We start from the raw sequence: 20,866 nt of genomic DNA on the forward strand, positions 1-20,866 counted from the left end.
CGCAAGATCACTCTTCTTCGTAATCGCCGGAGGCGCGGCGGATCGTCTGGCTGAAGAAGATCGAGTTCATCACCAGCTTCTGGCTCCCCAAGAAGGTCGCCCGGAAACTCGGATTGTCGGCAATCAGGATGACAGCGCCGCGGCCCTTGCGCTCGGCAATGACAGCGGGTGTGTCAGCGATTTCCTTGATGCGGCGCTCTGAGGTGTAGCCGGACAACAGCAGATCATCTTCGCCTTCATAGGCGGCGACAACCGCATAAGGATCATCTTCCGGCCATTCGAGCGTCAGCGTCGTGTTGCGCAGCACCGGCAGGTGACGATCTTCATAGCCATAGCCGATGGGGTGGCTCGGATCGATATCGGTCAGGAAGATGGCGCCGCCGATGATGTGCTCGGCTTCCTTCTCATCCATCTCACTATAGTTGAGGCGGAGAGGGGTCTCCTCTTCATCCTCGTCCTTCGCGTCATCATCTTCGGCTTCGACACCCAGAATATTCTCCTGTGCCCAGACGGCGGACTGACGCATGGCGATCAGTGTACCGCCTTCTTCGGAAACCCACTGCGAGACACGCTTCTCAGCCGAATCCGAGAGGCCGACATTGCCGCCGCCGACCATCAGAAGATGCGTATAGCGGGACCAGTCGAGCCCGCGCAGCTCACCCTTTCGGCGGATCGTCACGGGCATCTTCATGGTGTGATCAAGCAGATGCCAGATCTCGCCGGCATCATAAGGCGCGAGCCCGTCATCAACGAGGAGGAGGACAGACGGTTTTTCAATCGCCGAGAAGCTCCGTCCCCCAACGGCATCGGTTGCGACATCCGCCGCGCCGGAAGTGGCGGCGGTCACCGTGATGCCGTCCTCCCGGGCGATCTCTTCCATGATGGCATGGATTTCTTCGTCCGATTTTTCCTGACGGATCAACGGGACAAAGACGGCCCCGCGCTCGAACGCGACATCGCCTTCGGCGGTGCGAATATCAAAAGGCTCGGACGCAATGCGAACGAGGACGTCTTCGGAAAGTAGCCGATAGAGCGCACGCGGCGCGTAATATTCCGACCAGTCAAACACATAGCCATAGCGTGCCGGGGCAGGGGCTTTAACTTGTGGCACATCGGTAACGCTGGTGACTTCCTCTCCCAGCATCCCGGCATCAAACTCATCTTCATCGACAGGTCTTGAGACGAGGTCATAGGCATCAGTCAGCGTCCATCCGGACACGTCATAGAAAATGTTCTCTTCGAACTCTGTGACCCGGTCGAAAATGCCGAGAACCATCCGGTATTGGCGCTGGTCAAGCGGGACGATGTAGGCATCCCCTTCGCCCTGAGGTTTGCTCTCGTCCAGTTCGGCCGTGTCCGACAGATGGTGGACCGTAACGTCGTGCTGGCGGAGGACATCAAGGAAACGGTTCGTTTTGCCCAGATCACTGCCGGAGAAAAAGACATACGCTTTGGTGTCGTCGTTGGCAGCTTCTTCGAGAGCGGTTTCAAAGAAATCGTCCTGGAACGCCTTGATCTCGTCTTCCTGCTCGAGCGACCCCTTGATGGTTGAGAGCGTCGTGCGGAAATGGGTGCGGATATTGTCCGCATAGGTCCGTTCGCCGTTAGCGGTTTCGATTTTGCCGCCGCGTGCCGCACCGGCTTCGAAGAGGATGCCGAGCCCGCCATTGACCTGCGGATAGGTCGAGCCCTTGCCGATGTAGAAATTATCAAAGCCCTGTTCGGTGAAATAGAGGCGCTGCTCGCTATCCATGAAATCACGATGCCGGTCGGCAATGCGTTTCGTCAGGACACGTGCCTGATCTGGGATCAGCGGGTTCAGGCGCTTGGGCTCGCCGGGGTGGAAATAATAGGAGGCTTCTGACCCCATCTCGTGGAAGTCAGCAGACACATGCGGCTTCCATTCATGCCATTTGGAGACCCATGCACGGGATTCAGGCTGCGTCTGCAAGAGCCATTGGCGGTTGAGGTCGAACCAGTAATGGTTGGTCCGCGCTTCCGTCCACATATTATGCTGGATATGCGCAGGGTCGGTGACCGGCACGTCACCGGCATAGGTCTCAACATAATTGGCGCGGCGGGAATGCCCGTCAGGGTTCAGGATGCCAACGACCAGCAGGACGGACCGCTCAAGCGTTTCCTGGGTTTCGGCATCGCGGGCGGCAGCGAAATGATAAAGCGACGGGATCACGGCATCCATGCCGGAGGATTCTGCGCCGTGTACACCGTAATTGAGCCAGATCATCATCGGTGTATCACTGTCGGCGTCTTCATCCCCCCGCACACGGGCAAGATGCGCCTCACGGATGTCATCCAGATTTTCGTGATTTTCAGGGGAGGTGACCGTGAAGAACAGGATCGGCCGGCCTTCATGGGTGTAGCCGATGGTCTCAACGGCGATCCGGTCGGAGGCCTCGGCAAGCTCGCTCAGATATCCGACAAGCTGGTCATGCCGCACCGGCTTATCGCCCATCCCATGGCGCAGATAATCATCCGGCACGGGAATCGCCTCATCATAGCGCACGCCATCGGGCATGAACCATGAAATCGGTTCGGCGCTGGCGGTGGTGAAGAGGGTCAGGAGGGCGGAGGCGGTGAGCAGGATTTGACGCATAACATTCCCCAGTAAACGAGAAAGGTTATGACTTTGCGGAAGAGGCGGGTCAAACCCCCGTCAATCTTCCGTATACCCTAATAGGTTGTAAATCTAGCGCGTTGACACTGCTTGATAGATCGGGCGCTCCCCTGCGGAAAGAGCATCCCGGCTGGGGGCTGGCTCACCGAAGCGGTCTCGATAGACCCACATATTGGTGATGACGGTTTCGACAAAATGCCGCGCCTGCTGGTTCGGCACGCTCTCGATCATCAGGAGCGGGTCTTCGATGCCGGTGCGGGACTGCCAGCGGTTATAGCTGCCGGGTCCCCAATTATAGCTGAGCGCCATCTCGAAGAGGTCGCCTTCGCCGTTATTGTACCGGGTCAGGAGCTGTTCGACATAGGACTGGCCGAGCTGCATATTGTACTCAGGCTCATAGAGCTTGGACGATGAGTGCCCGGTCGCAAGCCCCGTATTATTCGACACATAGGACGCGGTGCGCGGCATCAGCTGCATCAGGCCGCGTGCGCCGACGCTGGAGGTCGCCTCTGTCATGAATTTCGATTCCTGACGGATCAGGCCGAAGAGGATCGCCCGGTCGATCGTGAAACCGCCTGTCGGTTCGTAATCAGGAACAGGGAACAGGCCCGAACGAAGATGCGCGAAATCTTCACGGTCGCCTTGGCCCTGAAGGGCAATCAGAAGCTCCGCACTCGGCAGGTCCGCCGCGCGGGCAAAGGCCAGAAGGCTTGCATCTTCCTCAGCGGACAGCTCGCCTTGCGCCCATTGCAGCTCATGCTCTGCGGCCGTTTTCTGGCCGACCTGCGCAAGGGCAAGGGCGCGGGTCAGGCGAGGGGTCTTCTCCGAAATACGTTCCAGATCCTCATCCGTCGGCGGATAGATCCGCCATTCTATATCAGGATCAAGGCCGAGCTGGCCAAGCGCAAGCTGGCCATACATGGTGAAAGGATAGCTTGAGGCGAGCCCGAGATATTCGGTCACATCCGCCGTGCGGCCTGTCGCAAGCGCAGCACGGGCAGCCCAGAAGGCCGCGCCTGCCCGCATCGTATCTTCCTGATAAGGAACATCAGCCTGCTTGGAGAAATGCGTATAGGCGGTTTCGTAATCGTCACGGCGCCACGCAATCAGGCCCTCGATCCAATGCGAGAGGACGGCGACTTCCGATGAGCGCTTCGTCGCGGCCTCGGCGATTTCCTGCGCCTTGCTCAGCTCGCCTTCATAATAATAGGCGGCGGCAACCCAGCCGCGTGCGCGGTCGGTCTGGGCGGCGGTCAGTTTATTGAACTGCTGCGGCGCCATCAGATAGTTGAGCGCCTGCGTCGCGCGGCCCTCGCGCGTCAGATAGCGAAGGCGGCTTTCGATCCGGCGGACGTCGCTGGGGAAATTCGAGGTGGCGTAATCCTCTTCAAGCTGCGGATGCAGGGGAAGAGGGGGCGGGGAGCGCCAAGGGCGGCCTGATGGGCGACGCGGGGCGGCCCCGGACTGGCGCTTGCGGGCGAGCCTGTAGACAGGCGCTGCATTGGGGTGATCGGCATAGGCTGCCAGCCAGCGGCGAAGCTCCGGATAAGAAGAGCGGTAGGCCGTCGGATGCATATAGCGCTGCTCAAGGACGTAACCGAGCAGCACCTTGTTCTCGAGTTTCGCGATCAGGGCATCGGCTGATTGCCAATCGCCTTTTTCCTGTGCCGTGAAGATCTTGCGATACCGGGTCTCGTCGGCATCGCTGAGCGGCTCCCAAGGCGAGGCCTTGGCCACGGAAATGCTGGCCAGCAGCAGAGCAAAAACTGATAGAACGCGTCGCATGGGGCGGGCTCCGAAACTCTCTCCAAGGCTCATATCAACACCCAGACGGTGAATGAACCGTTCAGGTGGCGCAAAGCCGATCTCTTATCTGCAAAAGGTCTGCCCATGCGAGCCGTTTTTGTGCCGGGCTCCTTAATAGATAGGCAGGGTGGAAGATCGGCATGACCGGCACTGTCCCGCCCTGAGCCAGCGGCCATTCCCGCCATGTCCCGCGGGAGCGCGTGATTCCGGGCGCCCCGGGGAAGAGCGACTGGGTCGAGACATTGCCGGTGAGGACGATCACCTTTGGCGCTGACAGCTCAATGAATTTTCGCAGGAAGGGCAGGCAGGTTGCCTTTTCGGCCTCGGTCGGGGCCCGGTTGCCCGGCGGGCGCCAGTAAACCGAATTGGTGATGCAGGTATCGCCGAGCTCATCCCCGCTGCTTCTGGAGTGCCCGATCGAGGCGAGCATCCGGTCCAGAAGCTGGCCGGCGCGGCCGACAAAGGGTTTGCCGATCCGGTCTTCCTCGCGGCCCGGCGCTTCGCCGATGATCAGGAGCGGGGCCTTGATAATCCCATCATAAACGACCGTGTTGCGGGCGCCGGCTTTAAGGGGGCAGCCCTCGAAGGCGGCGATGGCAGCGGCGAGGCCCTCAATGCTGTTCGCGCCATCGGCCGCTTCCTGCGCAAGGCCAACGGCTTCATCCGTAGACGGTGTATCCGCGATCGGCACCGGCTTCGGCGCTTCCTTTTCAGGGATAGGTCGCGCAGGAGCGGCGGCCTTGGGCCGGTCGAGACGGAACGGCGTCTTCGGCCATTCGGTGAAATCCGTCGGGGTGCTTGCTTCCGCTGTGTCGATGCCGCTCGCTTTATACCAGTCGAGCAGGGCACGGGCCTGGGCTTCGTTCATTTGGGTGGTCATGCATGCGCCTTAGCAGCAGGCGTCAGCGAGTCGCTGCCATAACGCATGGCGACATCACAGCGGCAATAGGCGCTGCCGAAAAGCGATTTCACGTCCGTCGAGTGAACGAAACCGAGCTTCTCATAGAGATGGATCGCGGCCTCACATTTTGAATTGGTGAGGAGGACGAGGTCGGTTGCACCGAGCTCCCTCGCGCGGGCGATTAGTGCCGCCAGCAGGGCTTCACCCGCCTTGTGGCCGCGCGCCTCTGCCGTCACGCCCATTTTGGTCAGCTCAAAGATGCCTTGGCTAAGCGGCCGTAATGCGCCCGCGCCTACAATCCGGTTGTCCGGCAGGGCGGCGAAAAGAATGTCGCCGCCGGGATTGATGAGTTTCCCCTCAGGATCATTCAGGACTTCGCGGTCGACATCCTCGAGCGTGAACATCTCCTCGATCCATTCAGCATTGATGCGCGCAAAATCGGACGCTCGTTCAGGCGCGTAAGGCAGGATCTCAAGAGCGGGCGGGGCCGCGGTCAGGGTGTCACTCATGATGTGAGTTTAGCCCTATCGGCGGTCGGCAATCCACTCAGCAATTCTGTCCATGACCTCAGGGGACATTGTCTCTTCGATCTCCCCATATTCGGTCATCGCGCCGGTCTCAGCGGATTGGAAGAGATGGTTCTTGCCCTCAAAGACAATGACCTCCGCGCCTTTTCTTTTCCTGAAAATCTCTTCGGCGATCGGGGCATGGACGTCTGCGAGAACCTGCACATCTTTTGAACCGAAAAGCGCGAGGACCGGCCCTTTATAGGCCCGGTAGTGCGGGGCTGGATCGGATCGAAGCAGGGACCAGAAATAGGGCGTGCAGAGCTGCATGATCTGGTCACGTTGTGCCGCTGGCACGCTAGCCGAATAAAGCTGGATGAGGGGGCAGGCCGCTTCCGGCGTTTCGGCATTTACGACCGCATCAACGAAGAGCTTTTGCTGGGCCATGGCTGCCTTGGCCGCGGCTTCGCTTCCACCTGTGGCAAGTGTGATGCTCTCTGCCTGTTCAATCAGGACATCGCCGATATTCGTGAAGGGGCCGGCCAGCGTCACGACGAATTTCGGTTTTGCGCCGTACTCACCGATGGCCAGCCCAGCGGAGACGCCGCCCTCGGAATGACCCAGATATCCGGCCTTGCGGACTTCGGGCCGCTTCTCGATGAGAGCGAGGGCTGCTGCAGCATCCCCGGCAAACTGATTGACGGTTGATGAGGCAAAGCTGCCTTCGCTCGATCCCATGCCGCGATCATCGTACCGGAAGCTGGCAATCCCGGCTTTGGCCAGATGATCGGCGAGCACAAGGAACGGTTTGTGATCGAAGGGCGGGAGGTATTCGTCCCGGTCCTGAGGACCTGACCCGTTGAGCAGCACGACCGTAAGGAATGGCCCTTTACCTTCGGGGATGACGAAGGTGCCCGACAGAAGAGGCCCGCCCTCGGACGAAAAGGTGATCTCTTCCTCCTGATAAGGACGATCATCCCCCGGTTCCTGCGGCCTGGGGATCCGCGCAGTTGGTTCTGCGTCCTTCACGAGGGTGAGGTCGAAACTGGCGCCATTCTGGACGAAACTGCCCGTCATCGCGGTGCCATCCTCGGATAGGTGGGCCGTATAAACCGCGCCGATGTCACCAAAGGTGAGTTTGATGGTGCCATCTTCTTCAAGGGCGATGTCGCTTGCCGTCATGCCAAAGGCGCCCTGATTGGGGCTGTCGAGAGACGCGGCATATTCGCCCGCCGCCTCGGTCACGTGAAGGACCAGCGGCAGGGAGACACCCGGTGCGACCTCGAGATTCCCGGCCCAGTCACCGATATAATCGTCCAGTCCTCGTGCCCATGCGCTGCTGAAAAACCCACTGAGAACAACAAGGAAGAAGAGTGCTCGGCGCATGATATCCCCACCATCATTTAGATATTTATCTAAATATAGGACATCACCACAATTCTGCCAAGGGGGCGTGCGGACATAGCACATTGTGCTTGCGCGCGAGGACGCATAATCCTCGCAGGATTTCAAAGCAAAGATATCGGGAGAACCGCCCATGTATGATGATATGCCCGTCGACCGTGAGAGCATGGAATTCGATGTGGTCATCGTCGGGGCCGGGCCGGCAGGGCTGTCGGCGGCGATCCGGCTGAAGCAGCTTGAGGCCGAAACGGGCCGCGAGATTTCGGTCGTTGTCGTTGAAAAAGGCTCGGAGGTCGGTGCACATATTCTTTCAGGCGCCGTGCTCGACCCGAAAGCGCTCGATGAATTGCTGCCCGATTGGCGCGAAGACGCTGACTGCCCGATCGATACGCCCGTCATCAAAGAGAAGTTCATGTATATGGGCCCGGCAGGCTCCATGCCGCTGCCGGTCTGCGCGATGCCCGACATGCTCAAAAACCATGGCTGTTATGCCGTCAGTATGGGGAATGTCTGCCGCTGGCTCGCCGAAAAGGCAGAGGCGATGGGCGTTGAGGTCTATCCGATGATGGCGGCCTCGCGGCTCATCCGGAATGACGATAATTCCGTCGCTGGCGTGATCGTTGGCGAAGCCGGCATTGGCCGGGATGGCGAGCACAAGGCATCCTATGAACCCGGTATGGAGCTGCGCGGACGCTATACCCTTCTGGCCGAAGGGGTGCGCGGCTCTCTATCCAAACAGGTAATTTCCGAATTCAGTCTTGATGAAGGCAAGGAGCCGCAGAAATACGGCATCGGGCTCAAGGAACTCTGGGTCGTGCCGGATGAGAAATTCCAGAAGGGCCTTGTCCAACATACATTCGGCTGGCCGCTGAATAACTCAACGGGCGGCGGCTCATGGATGTATCATTTCGGCGAGAATTTCGTCTCGGTCGGTTTCGTCGTCCACCTCAATTACAAGAACCCGTATCTTTCTCCGTATCAGGAGTTCCAGCGCTTCAAGACGCATCCTGAGATCGCGCCGATCCTCGAAGGCGGGGAGCGGGTGGCCTATGGCGCGCGGGCAATTACCGAGGGTGGGTTCCAGTCTGTGCCCGATCTGACATTCCCGGGCGGCGCGCTGATCGGCTGCTCTGCAGGCTTTGTGAATGTGCCGCGCATCAAGGGCAATCATAACGCGATGAAGACCGGCATGATGGCGGCGGAAGCTGCCTTTGCTGCCGTTGGTGAAGGGCGGCAGGCCGACAAGCTTGTCGAATATCAGCGGGCCTATGATCACTCATGGGTGCGTGCCGAGCTGCACAAGGTGCGGAACGCCAAGCCGCTCTGGTCCAAATACGGCACGATCTTCGGGGCGCTCGCTCTGACCGGACTCGATCTGTCGATCAGTACACGGCTCGGCGGGTTCTCTCTTTTCGGTACGCTCAAGCACGGCAAGACCGATGCGGAGAGCCTCGAGAAAGCGGCCAAGCACAAACCCATTCACTACCCGAAGCCGGATGGCGTCCTGACATTCGACAAACTGACCAATGTGTCTTTCTCCGCGACCAACCACGAAGAAGACCAGCCCATTCACCTGAAGCTCAAAGACCCCTCGATGATGACGCGGGTGCAGTTGCCGCAATATGCGGGGCCATCCCAGCGCTACTGCCCGGCCGGGGTCTACGAATATATTGAGGAAGGCGGGGAGACGAAGTTCCAGATCAACTCGCAGAACTGCGTCCACTGCAAGACTTGCGATATCAAGGATCCCGAACAGAATATCGTCTGGACCGTGCCTGAGGGCGGCGGCGGCCCGAACTATCCGAATATGTGACCTCCTTCCCAGAAGTCACCAAAACTTTAGTCGCCGTCTGAATCCCCTCTGGCTACAAGTGTGGTCAGAATAAAGGGGGAGAGCATGACTCTTGCGAACATTATACTCTGTGGCCTGCTTGCGGTGACATCCGTTCAGGCTGCCGAGGAGCCGCGCTGGACGCCAGAGCAGCAGGAAATCATTGATCTGGCCTCACGAGGCCCATTTGCCCTCAATGATGACTTCGATGCCTGGGCGGAGGGCTATCATCCGGACTGGAGCTATTGGCGGCTGGGCGCAGAGACAATCCGTCCGCGCGATGAGCATATGCAGGCCGTAGCTGACTATATGGCGACAGGGGTCAGGATTGTCGACTTTGAATTCACGCCGATCGATGTGGTGGTCCGAGGCGATACGGCCCTTCTGCGATACAACGCGATCGAGAGTATCGAAAATCCTGACGGGACGCGCCGGGATGTGCATTTTTCGGCCGCCGGTTTTTATGCGCGGGAGGAAGGCGAGTGGAAAGTCCTCGCCTCGAACCTCTATTATGTGCCTGACGGTGAAGCTGAGTAACCGCACTCACCTGTGATCCCCGTCACAGCTAACAGGGTTAGCCTGCGGTAACCCTGTCATCACCGGCGCGAGTGAGAGGCGCGCTGCCCGATGCTCCAAGGGGGTCTGACATGACCAATTTTTTTACGACGATATTCATCACCTGCTTTTTGTTTGCGCTGGCAACGCTGGCGCCCGCCGTATCCGAAGCGACATCGACGCTTGGCAAGGAAGTTGAGAGCCAGCTCTCCGCCGGGGTCATCTGTATGTCGAATGCTGGCAAAGGCGCCGGCTGCTGAGCCGTTGAGAACCAATTCCCGCATCATGCGTTCAACCAGAGACAGCTGGCGGCGTATGGTGTGGAGTTTTTATCATGGTACAGATTTTATTCAGTTATGCGTTCGTCATTCTGGTCGCGGTGATGATTGCGGTTCTGCCGTCCCTTGCTGAGGCGACAATGCAGCTGGCTGCGAACATTTTCGGCGTTTTAGCCTGACCCCCGGATTCCTGAGCCCATTGGCCAAATTAGCTTTTTTGCCCTAGTGGGCTCCGATGATCGTCATCGGACCGCATATCCTTACAAACCCGGTGCTGCTTGCGCCCATGTCGGGGATTTCCGACCTGCCGTTCCGGCGCGCGGTCGCGAAAGCCGGGGCGGGGATGGTTGTATCTGAAATGGTGGCCTCTGAGGATCTGGTCCGCTCGCGCGCGGATGTTGTCCTGCGCGCTGCAACCGATGAAGCGATCACGCCGAATGTCATTCAGCTTGCCGGTCGTGAGGCGCAATGGATGGAAGAGGGCGCGCGCATTGCCGAGGCGAATGGTGCCGACATTGTCGATATCAATATGGGGTGTCCGGCTCGAAAGGTGACGGGGCATCTCTCCGGCTCGGCGCTGATGCGAGATCTCGATCACGCCCTCACGCTGATCGAAGCTGTCATCCGGGGGACGACAAAGCCTGTGACCCTGAAGATGCGGCTGGGCTGGGACCATGACAGCCTCAATGCAGCAGAGTTGGGCGCGCGGGCCGAGGCGGCAGGCGTGAAGATGCTGACCGTTCATGGAAGGACCCGCCAGCAATTCTACAAGGGGACTGCAGACTGGGCCGCCGTGCGCGTGGTCAAAGAAGCGGTTTCGATCCCTGTGATCGTCAATGGTGATATCTGTGATGCCTCAACGGCCCGCGAAGCGCTCCGGCTCTCAGGTGCCGATGGCGTGATGGTCGGGCGCGCTGCCGAAGGGCGGCCCTGGTTGCCGGGGGCGCTGGCAAAAGCGCTCGATGAAGGCGGAGAGATGTCGATCCCGGATCTGGCATCTCAGGCCCGGCAGGTGCTGGACCTATATAAAGACACACTCACCCATTATGCCGAGGGCCATGGCCGGGGCGAAGAGGCCGGGGTGCGGCTGGCCGTGCGGACGGCCCGCAAGCATCTTTCGGGCTTTATCACTCATGCGCCTGCCGCGTGGGAAGCGGAAGAGCGATCGTCCCTGCGGAGCCAGCTTTGCCGTAGCGAAAACCCGGACGAGGTCATCGACATCCTGTCCCGCCTTGCCAGCGAAAATCAGGGCGATATTTCCACAAAAGCTGCGTGACACGTCCTGCGGGAGGATGTACTGTTGCGCTTTGGCAACGCTGTGGCGCGGGTGACACGCTCGTCATGGTGACATTCGGATCGGTCTGAAGAGGCAGGGTGAGCAAGAAAGCTCATACGGACGGCACGAAAGCACAGATTGGCGACCGCACCATGAAGAGCGGGACGCTCTTTTTGGCATTGGCCGCACTTGGCGCCGTCATCTTCGGGATCACAGCCTATGCGATGGTTCACTTCGTCGAGGGCGTGCCGCGTTCGATCACGGCTGTCTTCGCGCTGGTGGTCATGTTCTCGGTCGCGCTGTCGGTCGTGGTTGTCGCGAACCTCATCGATGTCTTCAAAGGGTCGAGGGCGGGCTTGCGCGGCGCAAAGCTGCACAAGCGGTTCGTCACCCTGCTGATCGTTGTCGGCGTTCTGCCGGCGATCATCGCCTTTGCGCTGACGGGGACCGTCCTCAAAGCGTTCTCGGATGAGTATTTCGTTGACCGGGTGACCGAGGCAAACCTCGTCGCGCGGGACTTCGCCAATGGCTATTTCACCTCCGAGTCCCGAAAGCTCGGGCCGGAAGTCGTCCAGATGGCGACCGATTTATCCTTACAGGCACAAACCGGCCTGACGCCGGAAGCGCAGCCCGTGGGCTTTCGCAAATATCTTCTCGGTCAGGCCATTTTGAGAAATCTCTCCGGCATCACCATTCTTGATCGCGACTATAATGTCGTCATGGAGGTGAGCCGCCTGCCGGGCGGGCACTACCGCCTGCCGCCTAAAGCCTATTTCGATGATGTCAGCACGCCGGGCGCCATTCCCTACAAGTTCGACGCCAATGACCGGAACACCTTCGATGCGTGGTATGCGCTCTATTATACCCCGCAGGGCTATTTCATCGTCGCCTATAAGGCTGAGAACCCGGCCATCGCAGAGCAGCTGCTTCAGGTCCGGCAATTCCGTGACCAGACGAACGAAGTTGAGACAAGGCTTGCCGAACTCAGCCGGACCTTCGCCATAGGCTATGGGCTGGTCATGGTTCTCCTGTTGCTCGGCGCGATGTGGATCGGGATCATTGTCGCCAATGCGATCATCGGGCCGGTGCGGCGTCTGGCGACGGCAGCAGGCGCGGTTTCCGAAGGCGATCTCACCAGCCGGGTGGAAATCCGCAAAGGCGATGGCGAGCTTGGGGAGTTGGGCGAAGCGTTTAATGAGATGACCCGCCAGCTGGCCGGGCAGCGCGATGATCTGATCGCGGCGCATGAGCAGTCAGATGCAAGGCGGCGTTTCATTGAGACGGTGATTTCCGGTGTGCCCGCGGGCGTCCTTAATGTCCGCAATGACGGTCGTGTGGCTCTTGCCAATCCGTCAGCGGAGCGCCTGCTTGGGGCCGCACCGGGCCGGGTCAATGGTGCAGATATCTCAGACGTCCTGCCCGAGCTTGATGGACTGATGGAGCAGGCAAAGGCGCTGACCGGTCAGGATGTGCGCGACCAGATCGAGTTATCAAGGGGCGGCACATCACGGATCATCAATGTGCGGATCAGTCCAGATGATCCTGAACAGCCTTCCGGCTTCCTGATCACCCTTGATGATATTACCGAGCTGATCTCGGCCCAACGGAACGCGGCATGGGGTGATGTGGCGCGCCGGATCGCCCATGAGATCAAGAACCCGCTGACACCCATCCAGCTCTCGGCAGAGCGCCTGAAGCGCCGTTACGGCAAGCAGCTTGGCGAGGACAGAGAGGTCTTCGATCTCTGTACGGAGACAATTATCCGGCATGTCGGCGATATCGGCCGCATGGTGAATGAGTTCTCCTCCTTTGCCCGGATGCCGGAACCTATTCTTGCGAATGTCGACCTGCGGGAAATCGCGCGGTCCTCGGCATTTTCTTTCTCTGTCGCGAACCCCAATATCGAATTCAAATTCGAGATCCCTGATGAGCCGGTTGTGGCCGTGTGCGATGGCCGGCTGGTGGGGCAGGCGGTCGTCAATCTTGTGAAGAACGCGGTCGAGGCGATCATTGAAGGCGATATCGGAGAGCCGGGCCAGATCATCATCGCGCTGGAGACGGACGGTACCGAAGTCCGCCTCGATGTCATCGATAATGGCAGGGGACTGCCCGAGAAAGACCGCTCCCGCCTGACCGAGCCCTATATGACCACAAGGGCGAAAGGGACGGGGCTTGGCCTCGCCATTGTCCGCAAGGCGGTTGAGGAACATGGCGGCAGCTTTGCGCTGATCGACCGGGCGAGTGACGGAAATCGCGGCGCCATTGCGAGAATCATTCTTCCCGCGCCTGCTGCTGAAGAGAGCAGCAAGGACGTAACTGAGACGCAGGCGGATGAAGCGCCTGTAAGTGAACAATCAGCTCAAATGGAGAGAGAAGCCTGATGGTTTCATCAGTTGATATTCTGGTCGTCGATGACGAACGTGATATCCGCGAAATGGTCGCGGGGATTCTCGAGGATGAGGGGTATAATCCGCGTACCGCTGCGGATAGTGACGCTGTCTTTGCGGCCGTCCGTGACCGGATCCCTTCTCTGGTCATTCTTGATATCTGGTTGCAGGGCTCAAAGCTTGATGGTCTCGCCATCCTCGATGAGCTTAAAGCCATGCATCCTGATTTGTCGGTCATCGTCATTTCAGGACACGGCACGATAGAGACGGCCATCGCAGCGATCCGTAAGGGCGCCTACGACTTCATCGAAAAGCCGTTCAATGCCGACAAGCTGATGATCACGGTCGCGCGCGCGCTGGAGCTTGCGCAGCTCCGCCGTGAGAATACCGACCTCCGGGAACGGTCAAGCGAGCTGACGTTGATCGGTGACAGTAATCTGATGTCGGGTCTTCGTGCGACGATCGACAAGGTCGCGGATGCTCGCTCTCGTGTGCTGATCGAAGGTCCAGTTGGCTCCGGCAAGGAAATGGTGGCGCGCGAGCTTCATAAACAGTCCTCGCGCGCGGAGCGGCCTTTCGTGGTCGTCAGTGCCGCGACGATCGAGCCTGACCGGATGGAAGAAGCCCTGTTCGGCATCGAGGGCGAAGATGGACGGCCACATGTCATCGGACTTCTCGAGAAGGCGCATGGCGGCACACTTCTTTTTGACGAAGTTGGCGACATGCCGCTTGAGACTCAGACCAAGATCCTCCGCGTTCTCGTCGATCAGCGTTTCATGCGGGTGAGCGGCGTTGCGCCTGTTGCCGTTGATGTGCGGATTGTGTCTTCGACGTCCCGTGATCTTCTGGCTGCTGCAGAAACAGGCGCGTTCCGTACGGATCTTTATCATCGTCTCGCCGTCGTCAAAATGACGACGCCATCACTGGCGGAGCGTCGTGAAGATATCGGCCTTCTGGCAGAGCATTTCCTGCGCCAGATCGCAGACACATCAGGTTTCTGCCGCCGGCAGCTGACAGAAGAGGCGCGGGCCGCTCTCCAGACCTATGCCTGGCCCGGCAATGTCCGGCAGCTCAGAAACGTGCTCGAGCGGACCCTGATCCTGTCGGGCCGCGATGAGCGCAAGGCCATCGCACTCGAGGAACTGCCCGAGGAAGTCGTCCGCTCAGGACCTGTCTTCCCCGTTGGAGATGGCCTCGAGCAGATCATCTCTCTTCCCTTGCGCGAGGCGCGGGAGCGGTTCGAGCGTGAATATCTGATGGCGCAGATCGCACGTTTTGCCGGGAACATCTCCCGCACGGCGGCCTTTATCGGCATGGAACGCTCGGCCCTTCACCGGAAGCTGAAAGCCCTCAAGGTCAATAGCGGCGGCAAGGAAGAATAGGGGAGGCGCAAAAGCCTCGGTTGCCCCGGACGGCTGCGCACCGCATATTAACGCTGGCGGGGCAAAAGGCAGCGACCATCGCCACTTCCTCTGGGGAAGCTGCTCAACGGATAATGAGTGCCCATGTCAGCGCCTGCACCGAAAATTCACAAGCCGGGATTTTTCGCGTCCGTCCGCAACAGCTTCCTGACGGGGGTCGTGATCGCGGCGCCGCTGCTGATCACCTTCGCAGTGATCTATTGGCTGATCACCGGGCCGCTCGCCCGGCTCGATGTTTTCGTTCAGAACAAGATCCCCCAGCGTTGGCTGCCGCCCTTCCTTGAGGAAGTCTCGATTGTCCCGGGCTTCGGGGTGCTCGTTGCCGTTATCTTCCTGATTTTGCTGGGGATCGTGGCCAAGAACTTCATCGGCCAGTTCTTCATCAATTTCGGTGAGCGCGTGCTCGACAGCGTGCCGGTCGTCCGCAACCTCTACGGCTTTTTCAAAAATGTCTTTGAAATGGCGCTGCAGCAGTCAGAGCAATCCTTCAAGGAAGTGGCGCTGATCGAATATCCGCGCCCCGGCTTGTGGACGATCTGTTTCGTTGTGACCTCGACCAAGGGGGAAGTCCGTCACGGGCTGAAAGACATCGGCGATGACATGACGAATGTCTTCGTGCCGACCACACCCAATCCCACTTCGGGATTTCTGCTCTTCGTGCCGCGCTCAAAACTGCGGCCATTGGAGATGAGCGTTGAGGATGGAGCGAAAATGATCTTCTCGGCCGGCCTTGTGGCGCCCCAATATGATCCAGATGCGCCGACGCCGTTGCCGTCCGACACCACAAACGGGCATTCGGGCAAGGGATTTCGCTTTCTGGGGCGTAAAAACTCGAACGGGAACCGGGAAGCCTGACCGCAACATGCCCGTCAGGCGGGTAAGTCACGCATTTAACTATAAAAATCCGGGGATTAACCAAAGAAAAGCGGCCCTTAACCGGGCATTCATCTTGCACATCAGGGGTTGCGTACGGTAACTTTCTGTAAACCTCTTGTGCGAGTAGAGACATGAAACGCGTTTTGAGTATCCTTATTGCCGCTGGCATGGCGCTGTTTGCGACGGCCCAAGCAGGCACTGTGTATAATTACACGATCACCGATTCCAATCAGAAGGCCGATGTCGGCCAGCTGGAATATCTCTCTGTGTCTTACGACACGGACGAGAAAATTTCCTTCAAGGCCAAGCTTGGCAAATCGCCTGCCGGCGTTGCGGCCAATGGCGGCTGGTTTGTGCTGAGCCCGGGTGCGAACCCGAAGGGCATCGGTAACGAACTCGCGATCTTCTACATGGATTTCGAAGGCGGCGACCTTTACGTCTACAAATATGACGGCCGTTCAGGCAGCAGCTCTTTCGGTCCGAACTCTTTCAAGCGCTATGGCTCCTACATCACCACTTACTATGACGTCCTGAACGTCACCGGTGATGCGGATGGCCTGACAATCGAAATCAACAACCTTTCGATTACTGAACTGGCGCCTGGCACCTTCGGCCCGAACTGGACCGGCGCTTCCTTTGGCGAGAAATTCGGCGCCTGGATCCACTTCACGGCTCTTGATGAGTTCCGCACACGTCGCGGCAAGATCAAGGCTTACGATCCGGGTCTGCAAAGCTGGTACGACATTGCCAATCGCAACACGACCGAAGTTTCCGAACCGATCGGTTTCGCAGCGGCTGGTCTTCTGCTCGCAGGTGGCCTCGTCGGGTGGCGCCGTCGCCAGCAGCGTGTTGCTGCCGCATAAAGATTATCCGGCTCTGAGACGTTTCACCGCGTCATCCTGGCCGTAGAGATAAAGGAGCAGCCGTCGCGCTGCTCCTTTTTTTGTTTCCAGATCCGGGTCTTCTTCGATGATCGTGCGAGCTGTTGCTGCCGCTTTCTCAAGGAGACGGCCGTCACGGCCCAGATCGGCGATGGTGAAATCAGGCAGGCCGGACTGAGCCGTCCCCAGCGCATCGCCGGGGCCGCGCAGCAGAAGATCCTCCTCCGCGATCCGGAACCCGTCTTCTGTCTCTCGCAGAATGTTGAGCCGCGCTTTCGCCGTCTCACCGAGCACGCCGCTCTCGCCTGTCGAATAGAGGAGGAGGCAGCTTGAGGGCTTCTCGCCCCGGCCAACCCGGCCGCGTAGCTGGTGGAGCTGGGCAAGCCCGAAACGCTCGGCATGCTCGATCACCATGACGGTGGCGTTCGGCGTATTGACCCCGACTTCGATGACAGTGGTCGCGACCAGCACGGCAATCTCGCCCCGCGAGAAGGCTTCGATGACGGCGTCTTTTTCCTCCGCCTTCATCTGTCCGTGTACCATGCCGACCCGATCCCCGAAGCGGTCGGTGAGCGCGGCAGTTCGCGACTCGACGGATGTCAGATCGAGCATTTCGGTATCGGCGACCAGCGGGCAGACCCAATAGACCTGATCGCCTTTCTCAAGTGCACGCCCGATGGCGGAGATGACGTCCTCTATACGCTCAAGGGGCAGGGCGCGGGTCGTCACGGGTTTCCGGCCCGGCGGCTTCTCCCGGATCTGGCTGACTTCCATATCGCCATAGGTCGTGAGGGCCAGCGTGCGCGGGATCGGCGTTGCCGTCATGACAAGGACATCGGCCCGGCGCCCCTTGTCCTGCAGCGACAGACGCTGGCTGACCCCGAAACGGTGCTGCTCATCAACGACGACAAGTCCGAGGTCGGAGAATTCGACATCCGAGGAGAAGAGGGCATGCGTACCGATGACCATCTGCACATAACCCTTGGCGATACCCGAACGGGTTGCGGCGCGGGCCGGTCCCTTGTCCCGGCCAAGCACGAGGGCCGTCGTCAAGCCAAGCTTGTCGCAATAGGGCGCAATCGTCTCGTAATGCTGCTGGGCCAGAATCTCTGTCGGGGCCATCAGGGCCGCCTGCGCGCCGGCTTCGACAGCCCGCAGCATGGCAAGGAGCGCGACCATGGTTTTGCCGGACCCGACATCGCCCTGAACGAGCCGCACCATCCGCGAGGGGGCGGACATGTCTTCTTCGATCTCGGTTAGGACTTTTTCCTGATCACCGGTCAGGGCAAAGGGCAGAGCCTTTCTGGCAGGCTTTGTCAGGGAGCCGTCTCCCATCAGGGACCGGCCCGCCATTTTCTGGCGGCGATGACGGATCAGACCGAGCGCCAGCTGGTTCGAGAGAAGCTCATCATAGGCCAGCCGCTGGCGGTGCGTGGCTTCATGGCTAAGCTCAAGAGAAGATATAGGATTATGCAGTGTCCGGATTGCCTCTTTCCATGCGGGCAACAGCGCGGCTTCTTCTTCAGAGAGCCATTCAGGCAGGTCCGGGACGCGGGTCAGGGCGTCGCCGATGGCTTTCCGGTAGACGGCTGCCGTCAGCCCGGCGGTCAGTGGATAAACGGCTTCGCCCGGCGGGATGCCGCCCTCATCAGCACTCGCGACATAATCCGGATGAGTGATCTGGCGTTCACTGTCATAGAGGTCGATTTTGCCGCTGATGAGACGTGTGCTGCCTTCCGGCAATGACCGCACAAGCCAGTCAGCCCGCGCATGGAAATAGACAAGCGTCAGGAAGCCTGTCTCATCCGAACAGATGATCTTGTAGGGCAGGGATTTCCGGTTGCCCGGCGGCGCCTGATGCTTGTCGATCCTGACTTCAACGGTCGCTACACGGCCCGGTTCGGCGTCTGCCAGTTTGGGGCGATAGGAGCGGTCGATAAACCCGACGGGCGGCTGGAGCAGCAGATCGATGATCCGCGGCCCGGCCAGTTTGGACATCAGCGCAGCAATTTTTGGCCCCACCCCGCGTAAGGAGGAGACATCAGCAAAAAGCGGATTGAGGATCGAGGGCCGCATGGAAGCGCTTTTAGCGCCGTCCGGGCCGCTTCGTCACCTCTATTGGCCCAGCCGCGCTGCGGCGCGCTGACGGGCGACAGCGGAATCTGAATCCTCAAGATAGATGAGGCCGATCAGTCGGCGGATGATCATTTCCTCATAAGGGGCCTTCTCTGCATCGGAGAGGGCGATGACCCACATGTCCTCGATCAGCTTCATCTTGCCGTCGCGGTCGAGATCCTGTTTCACGACCCGGCTGAAGCCATACATGTCGTTCGCGGCGGCCTGCGCCTCCTCGGCGCTGGTCCGCAGGGCGAGAGCTTCTTCCGGCGAGAGGGAAAACTGGGCTTTCAGCATCTCATCAATGAGGGAGCGCTCTTCATCCGTATACTCTTCGTCGGCGCGCGCGGCCTCAACGAGGAGCGCGGCGACGGCGCTTTTGAGATTGGCGTTCTCGTCTTCCACGACATCTTCAGAAGGGCGAAAACGGGCAAAGAGTTTATCCAGCATGAAAGTCCTTTGTTCTGTTGGGGGCGTCTTTTGCGACAGAATTTCACTGTGATCGATATAAAGCTTCTGCGCTTCTGCGGCAGGCCCGCGCCGTTCAGCAAGCCCGGTAATCTCCAGTATCCGGATGGATTTTTCTTTCGTGAAAGTGACCGTGTCGCCCGGACGGACAGAAAAGCCCGGCTTGCCGGTACGATCCGTCCTGCCATTGCGGGTAATGCGGACGCCCTTGCCTGAGATGACCTTGGCTGCGAGTGCCCGCGTCTTGAAAATGCGGGCACACCACAGCCATTTGTCGAGCCGCTGCGTGTCTTCCGGCATCGCCGTCACGCGGGCCATTCCTCAGAGCGAGACAGTGAACTCATCATTGCTGCGGGTCGTCCGCGTCCTCGCTGTCACTCTCGATCTTGGTGAGGTCTTCGATCACTTCAGCCGCACGGCTGCGCGCCTTGTTCACGGCCTGCTCCGTTTCATCCTGCGCCGCTTCGAGCCGCGTCGTTGCTGTCTGGGGATCATCATCATTGATCATCGCGTCGGACGAGGCGGTGACTTTGGTGGCGCTGGCCGGGACCGCTTTGGCTTCTTTGGCAGGCCCGGCGTCAACGGCGGCTTTCGCTTCCGCATCCGTTGCCATCAGATCATCGAATTGCGTGCCGGTCATGCGGTCGCCATCGATAAAGCGCCATGACCATGTGCCGTTATATTCGGCCAGCGGGTCGGCAGCGATGACCTCATCGCGGGAGAGGCCCTTCATCATCTCGGCACGGACGAGCGCGCGGGTCGCCTGAAGCATGGTGATCGTTGCCGCAACGTCATCGCGGCTGGAAAGGGGCCCATGTCCGGGGACGATGCGGGTGTCCTTGTCGGCCAGATCATGAATCGCCTCCAGCGCTGAAATGGCGCCGCCAACCGAGCCGCCTGAGCCGAGATCAACGTAAGGATAGCGCCCAGCAAACATCAGATCACCTGTATGGATGACATTGGACTTGGGCAGATAAAGGAAGGCATCTCCGTCCGTATGCGCATCTGCTGCATGCATCACGCGGAACTCATCACTGTTCCAGTAAAATGTCGTGTTCTCCGAGAAGGTGATGACCGGGAATGTGTCCGTGTCGATGGCGCGGGCTTCGGGCGTGTTGGCAAGCCGGCTGCGGACATTCTCATGCGCGATGATGGTCGCACCTTCTGAATAGAACGCCTTGTTGCCGCCCGTGTGGTCGCCGTGAAAATGAGTGTTCAGAACAAAGACGATGGGCCCGTCCGAAACTTCCTTAATGAGCTCAAGGTTCTGCTCGGCCACATTGGCGAATTGGCTGTCGACAACAAAAGTGCCGTCATCCCCGGTCGAGAACAGGATATTCCCGCCATTGCCGGTCAGCATATAGAGCCCACCGCCAAGATCGGCGCGCTCAGTTTCAGCCTGCTGCAGGCTCGCTGTGATGCTCGTGGGAGCAGGGTGGAGCATGAGCGTGGAGAGGCTGGCGGCAATGGCCGTGCAAATCGGGGACATGGGGACTCCTCATCCTGGACACTGTTATCGAGGTGGT

The 20,866-nt window shown here is 59.5% G+C and carries 17 protein-coding genes; 9 read left to right on the forward strand and 8 right to left on the reverse strand.

All coding sequences use genetic code 11. From position 1 onward, the window contains the following. Window positions 1-7: 7 nt before the first annotated feature. The 5 genes from DX908_RS12415 to DX908_RS12435 form a co-directional block, all read right to left on the reverse strand. Window positions 8-2,614 carry a M14 family zinc carboxypeptidase gene (locus DX908_RS12415; RefSeq protein ID WP_116392626.1) on the reverse strand — a complete coding sequence of 869 codons (2,607 nt, stop codon included), beginning with the start codon at window positions 2,612-2,614 and terminating at the stop codon, window positions 8-10. A gap of 93 nt (window positions 2,615-2,707) precedes the next feature. Beyond that, window positions 2,708-4,420 (reverse strand): lytic transglycosylase domain-containing protein, encoded by a 1,713-nt coding sequence (locus DX908_RS12420; protein ID WP_158548741.1) that lies wholly within the window; start codon window positions 4,418-4,420, stop codon window positions 2,708-2,710. A gap of 61 nt (window positions 4,421-4,481) precedes the next feature. After that, complete coding sequence (locus tag DX908_RS12425) at window positions 4,482-5,321, reverse strand: uracil-DNA glycosylase (RefSeq protein WP_199564704.1); 840 nt, start codon at window positions 5,319-5,321, stop codon at window positions 4,482-4,484. Continuing rightward, on the reverse strand, window positions 5,318-5,851 hold the full coding sequence (locus tag DX908_RS12430; RefSeq protein WP_116392629.1) for a GNAT family N-acetyltransferase: 534 nt from the start codon (window positions 5,849-5,851) through the stop codon (window positions 5,318-5,320). The genes DX908_RS12425 and DX908_RS12430 overlap by 4 nt, the downstream gene beginning before the upstream one ends. 15 nt (window positions 5,852-5,866) lie before the next feature. After that, window positions 5,867-7,234 (reverse strand): alpha/beta hydrolase family protein, encoded by a 1,368-nt coding sequence (locus tag DX908_RS12435; RefSeq protein WP_158548743.1) that lies wholly within the window; start codon window positions 7,232-7,234, stop codon window positions 5,867-5,869. 151 nt (window positions 7,235-7,385) lie between these two features. On the opposite strand from DX908_RS12435, the gene DX908_RS12440 reads away from it, so the two are divergent. The 9 genes from DX908_RS12440 (at window position 7,386) to DX908_RS12470 (ending at window position 16,739) form a co-directional block, all read left to right on the forward strand. After that, window positions 7,386-9,065: an electron transfer flavoprotein-ubiquinone oxidoreductase gene (locus DX908_RS12440; protein ID WP_116392631.1), complete on the forward strand. Its 1,680-nt coding sequence runs from the start codon at window positions 7,386-7,388 to the stop codon at window positions 9,063-9,065. 84 nt (window positions 9,066-9,149) lie between these two features. Next, window positions 9,150-9,620, forward strand: a complete 471-nt coding sequence (locus DX908_RS12445) for a YybH family protein (protein WP_116392632.1) — start codon at window positions 9,150-9,152, stop codon at window positions 9,618-9,620. 110 nt (window positions 9,621-9,730) lie between these two features. Continuing rightward, window positions 9,731-9,898: a hypothetical protein gene (locus DX908_RS16345; RefSeq protein ID WP_158548745.1), complete on the forward strand. Its 168-nt coding sequence runs from the start codon at window positions 9,731-9,733 to the stop codon at window positions 9,896-9,898. A gap of 74 nt (window positions 9,899-9,972) precedes the next feature. Then, window positions 9,973-10,095 (forward strand): hypothetical protein, encoded by a 123-nt coding sequence (locus DX908_RS16675; protein ID WP_267895863.1) that lies wholly within the window; start codon window positions 9,973-9,975, stop codon window positions 10,093-10,095. A gap of 56 nt (window positions 10,096-10,151) precedes the next feature. Next, window positions 10,152-11,192, forward strand: a complete 1,041-nt coding sequence (dusB, locus tag DX908_RS12450; RefSeq protein WP_116392633.1) for a tRNA dihydrouridine synthase DusB — start codon at window positions 10,152-10,154, stop codon at window positions 11,190-11,192. Between the two features lie 98 nt (window positions 11,193-11,290). Beyond that, entirely contained in the window at window positions 11,291-13,573 is a 2,283-nt protein-coding gene (locus DX908_RS12455; protein WP_116392634.1) for a sensor histidine kinase, read from the forward strand. Beyond that, window positions 13,573-14,961 (forward strand): nitrogen assimilation response regulator NtrX, encoded by a 1,389-nt coding sequence (gene ntrX / locus DX908_RS12460; RefSeq protein WP_116392635.1) that lies wholly within the window; start codon window positions 13,573-13,575, stop codon window positions 14,959-14,961. Before DX908_RS12455 ends, ntrX begins: the two co-directional genes overlap by 1 nt. A gap of 123 nt (window positions 14,962-15,084) precedes the next feature. Then, window positions 15,085-15,855, forward strand: a complete 771-nt coding sequence (locus DX908_RS12465) for a DUF502 domain-containing protein (protein ID WP_116392636.1) — start codon at window positions 15,085-15,087, stop codon at window positions 15,853-15,855. A 152-nt stretch (window positions 15,856-16,007) separates the two neighbouring features. After that, window positions 16,008-16,739, forward strand: a complete 732-nt coding sequence (locus DX908_RS12470) for a hypothetical protein (protein ID WP_116392637.1) — start codon at window positions 16,008-16,010, stop codon at window positions 16,737-16,739. Window positions 16,740-16,742: 3 nt separating this feature from the next. Here the strand turns inward: DX908_RS12470 and recG are convergent, their stop codons facing one another. The 3 genes from recG to DX908_RS12485 are packed head-to-tail and all read right to left on the reverse strand — an operon-like array spanning window position 16,743 to window position 20,829. Then, the gene (gene recG / locus DX908_RS12475) at window positions 16,743-18,833 is read right to left on the reverse strand and encodes an ATP-dependent DNA helicase RecG (protein WP_116392638.1); all 2,091 of its coding nucleotides are present in this window, start codon (window positions 18,831-18,833) and stop codon (window positions 16,743-16,745) included. Window positions 18,834-18,872: 39 nt separating this feature from the next. Then, on the reverse strand, window positions 18,873-19,640 hold the full coding sequence (locus DX908_RS12480; RefSeq protein WP_233508723.1) for a TerB family tellurite resistance protein: 768 nt from the start codon (window positions 19,638-19,640) through the stop codon (window positions 18,873-18,875). 43 nt (window positions 19,641-19,683) lie between these two features. Continuing rightward, complete coding sequence (locus DX908_RS12485; protein WP_116392640.1) at window positions 19,684-20,829, reverse strand: MBL fold metallo-hydrolase; 1,146 nt, start codon at window positions 20,827-20,829, stop codon at window positions 19,684-19,686. Window positions 20,830-20,866 lie beyond the last annotated feature (37 nt).

This window comes from Parvularcula marina, from assembly GCF_003399445.1.
GTDB classification, from domain to species: Bacteria; Pseudomonadota; Alphaproteobacteria; order Caulobacterales; family Parvularculaceae; genus Parvularcula; species Parvularcula marina.